The sequence below is a fragment of the Bacillus sp. 22475 genome (genome assembly GCF_052044835.1).
Lineage (GTDB): Bacteria > Bacillota > Bacilli > Bacillales > Bacillaceae_G > Bacillus_A > Bacillus_A cereus.
This window is the reverse complement of the sequence record NZ_JBQENW010000030.1, coordinates 20,363-31,471: the sequence shown is the minus strand read 5'-3', so window position 1 is coordinate 31,471 and position 11,109 is coordinate 20,363. Positions and strand designations below refer to the sequence as shown.

The following is an 11,109-nucleotide window of genomic DNA, read 5'->3' as shown; positions in this document are numbered from 1 at the left end:
TCCTATCCAAATAAATAGAATCCCCCTGTTTTTAAAAAATAATTTTAAAACTACATTTTTATAATTACCCTGAATTTTCAATCAGATTTAAAAGTGCAATAGCACTTAAATAGTATTATTCTCACCATAAATAGTAATTTTTATTTATAAGTTCCCTCTTATTAGCAACAAAAAACTACTATAGCCATAATTTTTAACTGCAACAATTGAGCTAGCACTATACATTATCAAAATTCCAAATACAATTGTAATGATAAGCGAAAACACCAACGGATATTCCAGTAACTTGAATGCTTTCTTCATTTCTATTCTCTCTTTCTCTATACTTCCAACGAGTTTGTCTACAAACTTTGCGGGAACGAACTTAGGTATTAAAAACTTAATATAAGTTTCTTATAACCCTAGTAACATTTTTGCAATGGTAAAGTACAGAATTAACCCCGTTCCATCGACTAATGTCGTAATGAACGGACCTGAGATAACAGCTGGATCCAGCTTTAACTTATTTAAAATCAAGGGTAATACAGATGAAACAATGGACGACCAAATAACAATGAACAATCCAGTAATAGCTACAACTTGCGCGACTTCTGTACCTACTCCTAAAGTGTACGCACGAATTAATGCTGCCACGGCTAATGTAATCCCTAGTAAAAGGCCTATTAATGCTTCTTTTTTCATAACACGAAATATATCTTTAAATTTCACCTCATTTAGAGCTACAGCTCGAACCAATGTAGTTACGACCTGTGTACCTGTATTTCCACCAGTTCCAATTAACAACGGAATAAAGAAAGCCAGTGCAACTACATGAGTCAATGTTTCTTCATAATGTCGAAGTACAGAACCAGTATATGCTTCTGCTACAAACAGAAGTAATAACCAACCTATACGTTTACGGTATATTTGCCAAATAGAGGTTTCGAAATATGGTTTATCTAATGGGGTGCTCCCTCCTAATTTTTGAATATCTTCAGTTGCTTCTTCTTCGAAAACATCCATTGCATCATCGAAGGTTATAATACCTATCATCCGATTATCCATTGTTGTTACAGGTATAGCGGATAAATCATAATCCATTAGTTTTTGTACGGCTTCCTGTTGGTCTAGGTTCACTGAAACTGAAATAACATCTGATGCCATTATCGATGATAAAGTCTTATCATCTGAAGCTAGCAATAATTCACGAATAGAAACAATTCCATTAAGCTGACCACGTGTATCCAGAACATAAATATACGAAATTGATTCAACCCCTGCCCCAATTTTTCTAATATGCGACAGCGTATCTTTTACTTTCCAATTTTCCCTGGCAGCAATATAGTCAATCGTCATCAAACTGCCCGCTGTTCCAGATTGAAAAACCAGCAGACTTCTAATTCTTTGTTGAGATTCTTCAGACAAAAGTTGTATAAGTTTTTCAGCCTGAAGTGGATGAATTGAAAGAATTACATCAACAAGGTCATCAATAGATTGCCTAGCTAATAGCTCTTCTCCTTTATCCACAGGCAAATTGGTACAAATATTATATTGCTCTTCTGGTGTAAGGTAACTGAGAATTTTCGCACCTTTTTCAGTAGGAAAACATTTTATTAAAGATATCTGATCTTTATGTTGAAAACCTTTCATTTCCATTGCAATATCATAGGATTGGTTTTTTATAAGCTCATGTACTAAGTGTATGTCTTTTGTCGTTAATAATTGTTTTAAACATTTTTTCATCGTAAATCCTCCTTAAGGATAGTGGTACTTGTTATCATTTCCCACTTCAGGGAAAACATATTTCTTAATAAATATGGGATCAATATCATCAATCATTAGTTTTCCCCCCTTTTATAAGAGACTTATTACAAATAAAATTTTGTATATAAAAAACCTCCCCTAGTGATTCAACTAAAGGAGGTAGATTTAAAAAAGACATAGCTAAATAAAGCTCATTCCCCCTAGTTGAGTTTTGGCACTATACAACGTAAAGGATGAATCATTCATCACTTAGCTATCTTAAGAAGAGCCTTAATCCGACAATTCCTGTTCTACCCATTGGCATCTTTCGATATTTTTGGGCAATAGCCTGTGTTTGTATAGGAGCCTCACCTAACAGGTTATTAATATTTTAAATTTTTTGTTCGTTTCGTGTTAAAGCATATCCACAATTTTTGAACTTGTCAAGTATTGATAAAACCTATTACTTCACTTTTTGATATCATAACATTCCAAAATCACAGATATAAACATTTGTATAATATTTTATATTTATACAAATAATTTTACGATTTATGCAATAAATTTTATAAACTATTATGTTAATTTTTTTATTATTACACGTGTCCTGACGCTTTATTATTGAAGGTTATTGTGGTGGAAATTTTAAAAAGCATAAAAAGCCTGATAGACAACAAAAATTTCAACTTGATTTCCTCTTACAGTTCGATATAACCTGTATCTTGAAAAGAGATACTGAAAATTTAGAGGAAAGGATTGAAATTGTTGGAAAGCTTCTTCATGCTTTCTCATGATTAAATTGATATTTCTAGAAGGGATAGCGTCACATGCCCATCAACTTAAGAATATTGACTATCCCCCAATTGTAAAAAACGTTATTTCTCCTAAACAATAGTCTTGTATAGGAAAAAATTTTTATTTTGGAGACACCTTAAAATATTAGCTTGATAGACATGTGGTGATCCTACTATCATTAACAAGTGTCCACTTTCACCATTCATTTAGTTCTAATTCTTTTCATTTAACTATTCTTTATCTTTTACTGAAGCTTTTTCTATTTTATACATTTCAAAACTATCCTTTATCTCATAAAAAAAGCTTACCAAGAGAAGAAATTACTTACCCTTGATAAAGCTTTAACTTTATATAACCTTCTTTTACAATCCCTTTATATTTCACTCTAAAAATTACAGGTAATCTAATATTATAATCGATAAGATATTAATGCCTTGCCAATCATAATAAACTGATATTCCTGAATAAGTCGCTTCAGACAAACGTTGTCTCCAATGTTCTGAACCTAACTTTTCATTTTCCTCTTTATTATCAATGACTGCTGTTATTCTTCTCTAATTACATCTATAACATTATCCTTTTGAATTTTTCGAAGTGGTATTAGTACCGCTACATAACTAATCAACAGTGCAGTTATAAATGTGATAAAGATAGATTGATAAGGAATAATCCATTCAAAAGACACCATATTCGAAAGTGCTACATAAAGAATATATGAAAGCATACAGCCGAAAAAGATTCCTTGTATGCTTCCAAAGAAACCGTACAGGAGTCCTTCATATATAACCATCTTTTTTAAATCCTTTTGCGACATACCAATCGATTTTAAAGCAGCTAATTCTTTTCTTCTCATAATGACGCTGACTGTAATGGTATTTAAAATATTTACACAACCAATTAGTGTAATAACAGCTATAAATCCGTACCCTAATATTTTTATATAAAGTATATTGTCTGTATGGAAATTACTTTGAACAATATTATTTTTTACATCTATAGATACATCTCCACCCAGTTTCTTTTGTATATCTAAAATTGTAGCATCAGCCTGAGATTGATTCTCTAAATCAATTTCAAAACCTGTTAATTTTTGTGGAGATGGTGTAATATATTCGGCTATTTGTTCACTAGTAATAAAAGTTATGGTATCCATCACTCTACTCATATTAAAAATATCCAATTCTACAATTGCAGCTATTTTTAAAGTTTCTAGATTATCTTCATTGTAAGAGATTTCCTCTATAGGCTTTCTTTCCTGCCGACTTGTTATTTGGATTTCATCCCCTACCTGAAAAGTACTTAGAGAACCTATATATTTTTTACTTGTATTCATATCATTTGATGCAGCTTGTTTTACTAAAATAACCTCTTTTTCACGATTTAATTTTGAAATATCAATTCTTCCACTAGTTACATTTTCAGCTAGTTTCTTTAAACTATTCTCATCGTATGCTTTTATTTGTGTTTCCATAATTTCTACGGTTTGATTATTGTATTTTACTTTATGATACAGCGATTCATTTCCTTGTAATTCTTTAATTTGTTTATTTTTTGGTACTTTCGTATAAAAATCATTTGCCTGATATTGCTTGTACAGATTCTCTACGTTATTAACTTTATAAATATTTTGACTCAAACGATCTATGCTAGGCTTGTCTAAATTTGAATTAACCGTAACTGATATGTCCGATTTTAGAGCTTGAATTTCCGGTTGTTTACGCTGAATGACAGTATCTATGAGAAACGTAAACGTGATATACAGTACACTACTTATGATAATAGATAAGATTGTAACTGTATATCTATTGGGATTCCTTTGGATATTTTTTAATGCCATACTTAACGGAAAAGATAGTGGTTTCTTTAGTTTTGTTCTCTTTTTTTTCTTTATTTTTTCTTTTTTTATAGCTAATCGGCTACTTACGGCCAATAACGGTGAAATTCTACCTGCAAAAAAAGCAGGAAAATAGCTTGAAATATAAACTGTTATCAATGTAATTAAAGAACTTACACATATAATTAACCAATCTAATTTAATTGTATATCCCATAGAGTTTTGAAGTACGTTTATAAGTACTTGATTAAGTAAAAAGACTACTAATATACTGCACAAAATCCCAAAAAAGATAGCAATAATAGAAAGAAATGTTGCTTCTCTTATCACAATTTTTCTGATTTGTTTTTTTGTAGCTCCTATACTCCTCAATAGCCCAAACTGTTTCATTCGCTCTACTATACTAATTTGAAATGCATTATAAATAATAACAATTGTAGAAATCACAACAATCCCAATACTAATAGCGGCTGCCACCATTATCTCCACACTAGGCTTTAAGGCTCTCTTTAATTCGTTATTCACTCTTATATTTTCTTTATTCGTCAATAATTTAAATTGATTTTCAACTTCATCAAAGTTTGCGTACTTATGCAATTCAATTAATACGCTACCTTCTCCAACTTTAAACTTATTTTTATATGTTAATAATTGACCTGTTTTATTTTCCTGAGTACCACTAGACTTATTTAACACACCAACAAGTTTATATTTCTTTTCATGAATAGTAAACATATCGCCTAATTTAAGATTGGGCCCGAAGTAAGGTAGCATCCATTTTTCCAAAACAGCCTCGTTTTCATTTGAAGGTAGCTTACCATGTACAGGAATACTAGACTTTAACAGCTTCAATGCTTGATGATCTGCATACATATAAGAGACAGCTATCTCATGAATATGGAGCACCTCTCCTGGAGTTATAATGCCATAAGAAGATATATTCGGATTACTTTTTATCATATTAAAAAGCTTTTGATTATAATTTTCAACTGAAATATTTGCGGAACCCATAGAACCTTTTTTAGCATTTTCAATTCCCGAAGTGTATCCACTATTAAAAAACAGTCCAATCGTTGTTATTAGCGCCAATGCTAGAATAATACCTGTTAATGTTAGCAGAGTACGTTTTATATTACTTCTGAGATATTTTTGGCTTAACTGTTTGTAACTATGAATCAATACTCCTCCCCTCCACATTTTTCTTGATTTTGCACTAATTGTTTATCTGAAATAATCATGCCATCTGTAATGGTTATAATTCGATCAGAGTTTGATGCGATAGCAGGGTCATGAGTAATTAAAATCACCGTCTGATTATATTTTTTAGCCGTTATTTTTAATAAATTCAGAACCTCTTTTGTATTTTTTGTATCTAGATTTCCGGTTGGTTCATCTGCTAAGATAATATCGGGTTTATTTATAAGAGATCTACCAATAGATACCCTTTGTTGTTGACCACCCGATAATTCAGAAGGCAAATGATCTCGTCTTTCATTTAACCCTAGAGTTTTTATAATTTCATCCAGGTAATGATCATCTACCTGTTCTTCGTCCAATAGAGCTGGTAAAGCAATATTTTCTTGTACATTTAAGACAGGAATTAAATTGAAAAACTGAAATATAAAGCCAACTTTTCTTCGGCGAAAAATAGACAGTTCATTATCTTTATAATTGTAGATATTTTCATCACCTATAAACACATTTCCCGAACTCGGACGATCCAGCCCTCCTAAAATATGCAATAAGGTACTTTTACCAGAACCTGATGCTCCAACTATGGTTACGAATTCTCCTCTATGAATGGAAAGATTAATTCCTTTTAAGGCCTGTACTTGCGTTTCTCCCTCTCCATATGTTTTTACTACATTTTCTAATCTAACAACCTCCATACAACTCATCCTTTTCACCGATTAATTTTGAATCTCTACAAAATAGATTTTATCCTTATCGTGCTCACCATTCTCGTCTTTCACTGCATACACTTTTGAAACGTATTCGACCACCTTTTTTACCTTGTTTTTATTTTTATAATCAAAATTTTCTTTTGCAAACTGAATTAACGAAAGGCTTACTTCTTTTTCTTTTAATTGTTTATATGTTTCCTCATTAACAATTACTATCGGTGATGAAAAATAGCCAATCCAATTATTTTGTTCAATATGTTGAACAGGTATCATTTGTCCATTTAAATTTAAATTTCCATCCTTAACTTCCTCATCTTCCGCATTTTTTCTATAAAATATGTTTTTTTCACTTGCTAATTCTTTTATTTCTTTTACCGAGGCTGAAGTCATTGAACTATCTTCTTTAGATAAGGGTGTTCTTATAATTCCTTTTTTTAAGAATTTTTCAGCTGTAGATTTTGTAATAACCGCATATTGTTTCTTTGTAACAGATGGTTTACTAAGTTCCTTGTCAATCTCTTCTTCAGTCATATTTTCTCCTTTTTCTTTCCATTCTTTCTTAATTTCTTCTTTCTGTTCGGTAGTGAATTCTTGTTTTATTATTTCTGTGACCAATTTATAACTATAATCTGCTGTTCGTACGTTTTGATCTTTATACATATTTTTGACAGCTGATGTATTTTCTTTCGTTCCAGATACCATGATACCGTTTACTGGTTGTGAGGGACCATTTATATACCGATTTACAGCAAACCCTATACCTATAAAAATTGCTGTTACTACTAGAAATCCTATTATCTTTTTCATTTTCTTCCTCCTCGTATACTATGTTTAATCTGGGATTCGAACAGTAAGTTTTTTCTTTATATCAACAGTGGCTAAAATGCTACAAGTCTTAATAAAGAATGATTACCTTCAGTATAGACGTCTTTAATTGTTAATTGAATAACTCTTGTCTTACTATGTATACTTTAATCTTACAGTTTAGTAAGATTACTAAATCTAACTTTTTATATAATCGTAACTCTGATCAAGATATACTTTAAAATTAAATAGTTTTTATACACTTATTTAAGTACACACATACTTTTCAAATTCTCAAAAATCAGCTCCCATTCGGCTCTTATTCTCCATGATTTGTTTTTTAAAATTCATTTACATAATTAATACGAATTCAAATTTCATTTAACATTTTTGTATAAGATAACTTAAACAAAACATTAATGATTTTATAAAAACGTACAAATTCAGCAAGACACTATTACAAGGTTTTTCAAAATATAAGCAAGTACATGTATGAATTACGTAAATATTCTACTTTAAGTAATTGTTGTATCTCATTATGTACTGAAAAGCTTCAAGCCGATTTGAGTATTATGCTTATACTCAGAAAAGCCTCTAAAAGCCCATTTCCATACTAAGCTATTTAAAATTAGCCAATCAACGTGTAAAATAACTTTCATAATCTAAAATACTGCCATAATCAAAGACAAATGAGGAGAGATACTGTGGATAAAGTATTATTCGTTGAAGACGATAACGATCTAGGAATGGCTATTGAATTTACTCTAAAAGGAGAAGGACTTGAGGTTATAAGAGTTTCTACTGTACAAGATGCAAAAGACCAATACGAAAATAATAAATTTGACTTAGCTATATTGGATGTTGGACTTCCGGATGGAAATGGGTATGATTTATGTACCTATCTTAAAAGAAAAGGTGATATACCTATTATTTTTCTCACAGCACTGGATGAGGAGGCAAATGTAGTAATGGGCCTTGATATTGGTGGAGATGATTATATAACAAAACCCTTCAGGGTAAAAGAGCTATTATCTAGAGTAAAAGTACAATTAAGAAAAAAAATTAAAACAGCTTCTAATACTATATTGAGGTCTGAAAATATACAGCTTGAAGTTGAAGCTGCCAGAGCCTTTAAGCATGAGAAAAGTATAAATTTAACACATTTAGAATACAAACTCTTATTAACGTTAATGCTAAACCCTCATAAAGTGTTACAAAGAAATGAGATATTGAAAAAAATAGCAGATGAAGGTGAAGTGTTTTTCGATGAAAATACTCTTTCTGTTTATGTAAAAAGATTGAGAAGTAAAATTGAGGATACTCCACAAGATCCTAACTGTATAATCACACAAAGAGGTGTCGGATATTTCTGGAATAAAGACGTCAGTAAGGAGTAATTTAATGATAAATAGAGAAATAAAAATTAATATACTTACATTAGCATTAATCTCTTTTTTATTTATTATATATCAAGTTATCACAGTTCATATTCTATACGACAATTTAAAAAATGATTATATTACTATTTGGAGTGAACTTACTGGAAAACTAATTGAACAAAACCCAGAAAATGAATACGCAATAATACATGCACTTACAAATGATACAGCCAATAAAAAAGATTATTCCAGTGATGGAGAAATGCTATTAAATCAATATGGTCTCTCTGCTGAATTGGATTCAAGACTTTTTCCTTATTTAAATAAACATATATCCCAAAACAATATATACATGTTCCTTGGAGCAATAGGGTTCAGTTTAATCCTAATTATTCTAAATTACTTACAATATAAATCTTTTTTCTTAAAAATTAGAAATGTAACAGCTGCAGCGAATAAAATTATTGAAGGTGATTATACCATTGATATCAAGGAAAATAGAGAAGGAGATCTAGCTAAACTTGCTAATTCTTTTCATAAACTGAAAAATGTTATTAGGAAAAGTATGCATAATTTAATGGAAGAGAAACAATTTTTAATTCAAACTTTACAAGATATTTCTCATCAACTAAAAACACCACTCTCAACACTAACAGTGAACAATGATATCTTATTACAAGGTAAATTAAATGAACAACAATATCATTTTTTACATAATAATGATATTCAAATTTCAAGAATCAGCTTTTTAATACATAATTTATTAAAAGTTTCAAAAATTGATGCTAGGGCAATACTATTTGAAAAAGAAAACTCTGATATTATTGATACAATTTATGAGGTCATTGCTAGTTTGAACAGTAAATTAAATGAAAAAAATATGAACATACATTTAAAAACCAATGAAAAAATATCACTTTTCCATGACAGTATTTGGATCCAAGAAGCTTTATTAAATATTTTAAAGAATTCTATTGAACATTCAAATGATAATAGTTCTATTTATATTGAAGTCACAAACTCTCCTATTCATACTGAAATTATAATTCAAGATTTTGGTGAAGGTATTGCATCAGAAGATTTGCCATATATATTCGATAGATTTTACAAAGCAAAAAATTCTAAAAAAGAAGGATCAATTGGAATTGGCTTAGCACTAGCAAAATCAATTATTGAAGCTCATCATGGATTTATTAAAGTAGAAAGCCAAAAACATTCATTCACAAAATTTACAATAACTTTTATGATGTATTAAGAGTCATTAAAATTTTTTAATATCCAAACTTTTGAGTATAATTTTAAAAAATTAATTAGCGTTGAAAAAAGAAGAATGACTGTGGAGAGATAAATTTTTTGTTTTTAGGTTATTATAGGAACTTAGCTTGATGGTCAAGGGGGTCTCGTCACATATCCATCAACTTAAAGACGTGTGACGAGACCCCTTACATTATAAAATTTATTACTATTTTCACGCCTTTCTATAAATTTGATTTGTAGCATACGTCTGTCACAATTTGAACCATAACTTTACCCTTTTGGCAAGATTATATTTCAAGTAACAAAGAACAAGAAAATGAATACTAAATGTTACAGGTAATATAAAAAGATTATAAGACCAATACTCTTCAAACAAATTAACCAGCTCCTCAAAATCAAGAACTGATTAATTTTTGTTTAAACATTACATTAAATAATGAATATATATAAATTATAAAACTACCTATATACTTGAAACAATCCATATAGAGTTACCTACCAAATCGTATCTTCCAAAGCAATTAGGTATTATAAAGTGGTCCCCTTTTTTAAAGCAATAATGCTCCCCTTCTTTAATTAACTCACCTTCACCCTGTATTACACTAACAAGAAGGAATTTTTTTGATTGTTCTAAACTAGTTAGTCCATTTAACTCCCATTTTGTTACTGAAAAATATGGACAGTTAATAAAGTTAGTTATACTCAAATCATCTACTTTTTCATGTTTAACCGTTAACTGATTCGATATAAATGGAGCTTCTATTACATCAATGCTCCTTTCAAAATGCAGCTCACGTAAATTCCCTTCTGAATCTCTTCTATCATAATCATACAATCTATAGGTAGTATCAGAGTTTTGTTGTGTTTCTAATACTAAAATCCCTTTACCAATTGCATGGACAGTTCCACTCGGCACATAGAAGAAATCTCCAGGTTTCACCTTTACACGGTGCAATAGTTGGTTCCACTCTTTCTGTTCAATCATAGCCATGAATTCTTCCTTTGTTTTCGCATGGTGTCCATAAATAATTTCCGCGTCTTTTGTGGAATCGATTACATACCAGCATTCTGTTTTTCCTAGTTCTCCATTTTCATGTACTCTGGCATACTCATCGTTGGGATGAACTTGAACAGATAGGTCCTGATTGGCATCTAAAATTTTTGTAAGAAGAGGGAAACGATCTCCCTCAATATTACCAAACAAATCTCGATGTTCTTCCCACAATTCCCTTAAAGATAACCCTTTATATTTTCCATTCTTAACAATACTTTGTCCATGTTGATGCGCTGCAAAAGCCCAACACTCTCCAGTTTGATTTGATGGAATTTCATATCCAAAAGAAGTTAAATGTGTCCCACCCCAAATTCTTTCTTTAAAAACAGGTGCAAAAAATAATGGTTCAGTCATGATTTG

7 protein-coding genes and 1 riboswitch are annotated in these 11,109 nt (G+C 30.4%); of the genes, 2 read left to right on the top strand and 5 right to left on the bottom strand.

Translation table 11 applies throughout. From position 1 onward, the window contains the following. Nucleotides 1-393: 393 nt before the first annotated feature. The 4 genes from mgtE to ACTJJY_RS27270 form a co-directional block, all read right to left on the bottom strand. Entirely contained in the window at nucleotides 394-1,722 is a 1,329-nt protein-coding gene (gene mgtE / locus ACTJJY_RS27285) for a magnesium transporter (RefSeq protein WP_440607052.1), read from the bottom strand. Between the two features lie 210 nt (nucleotides 1,723-1,932). Beyond that, a riboswitch (M-box (ykoK) riboswitch) is annotated at nucleotides 1,933-2,109 on the bottom strand. Nucleotides 2,110-3,061: 952 nt separating this feature from the next. Continuing rightward, entirely contained in the window at nucleotides 3,062-5,530 is a 2,469-nt protein-coding gene (locus ACTJJY_RS27280; RefSeq protein ID WP_440607051.1) for an ABC transporter permease, read from the bottom strand. Further along, nucleotides 5,527-6,240, bottom strand: coding sequence for an ABC transporter ATP-binding protein (locus ACTJJY_RS27275; RefSeq protein WP_440607050.1), 714 nt, complete (start codon nucleotides 6,238-6,240; stop codon nucleotides 5,527-5,529). Before ACTJJY_RS27275 ends, ACTJJY_RS27280 begins: the two co-directional genes overlap by 4 nt. Before the next feature lie 21 nt (nucleotides 6,241-6,261). Then, nucleotides 6,262-7,062, bottom strand: a complete 801-nt coding sequence (locus tag ACTJJY_RS27270; RefSeq protein WP_440607049.1) for a lipoprotein BA_5634 family protein — start codon at nucleotides 7,060-7,062, stop codon at nucleotides 6,262-6,264. Nucleotides 7,063-7,763: 701 nt separating this feature from the next. Between ACTJJY_RS27270 and ACTJJY_RS27265 the strand changes: the two genes are divergently transcribed. Together ACTJJY_RS27265 and ACTJJY_RS27260 are read left to right on the top strand one after the other, a co-directional pair. After that, nucleotides 7,764-8,456: a response regulator transcription factor gene (locus tag ACTJJY_RS27265; RefSeq protein WP_440607048.1), complete on the top strand. Its 693-nt coding sequence runs from the start codon at nucleotides 7,764-7,766 to the stop codon at nucleotides 8,454-8,456. Between the two features lie 4 nt (nucleotides 8,457-8,460). Beyond that, entirely contained in the window at nucleotides 8,461-9,693 is a 1,233-nt protein-coding gene (locus ACTJJY_RS27260) for an ATP-binding protein (RefSeq protein ID WP_440607047.1), read from the top strand. A 465-nt stretch (nucleotides 9,694-10,158) separates the two neighbouring features. Here the strand turns inward: ACTJJY_RS27260 and manA are convergent, their stop codons facing one another. Further along, nucleotides 10,159-11,103, bottom strand: a complete 945-nt coding sequence (gene manA, locus ACTJJY_RS27255; RefSeq protein WP_440607046.1) for a mannose-6-phosphate isomerase, class I — start codon at nucleotides 11,101-11,103, stop codon at nucleotides 10,159-10,161. Nucleotides 11,104-11,109: the final 6 nt, after the last annotated feature.

Bases quoted from the DNA above. Each gene is read 5' to 3' on its own strand.
- ACTJJY_RS27260 (WP_440607047.1), top strand. From the start codon at position 8,461: ATGATAAATAGAGAAATAAAAATTAATATACTTACATTAGCATTAATC.
- ACTJJY_RS27275 (WP_440607050.1), bottom strand. From the start codon at position 6,240: ATGGAGGTTGTTAGATTAGAAAATGTAGTAAAAACATATGGAGAGGGA.
- mgtE (WP_440607052.1), bottom strand. From the start codon at position 1,722: ATGAAAAAATGTTTAAAACAATTATTAACGACAAAAGACATACACTTA.
- manA (WP_440607046.1), bottom strand. From the start codon at position 11,103: ATGACTGAACCATTATTTTTTGCACCTGTTTTTAAAGAAAGAATTTGG.
- ACTJJY_RS27270 (WP_440607049.1), bottom strand. From the start codon at position 7,062: ATGAAAAAGATAATAGGATTTCTAGTAGTAACAGCAATTTTTATAGGT.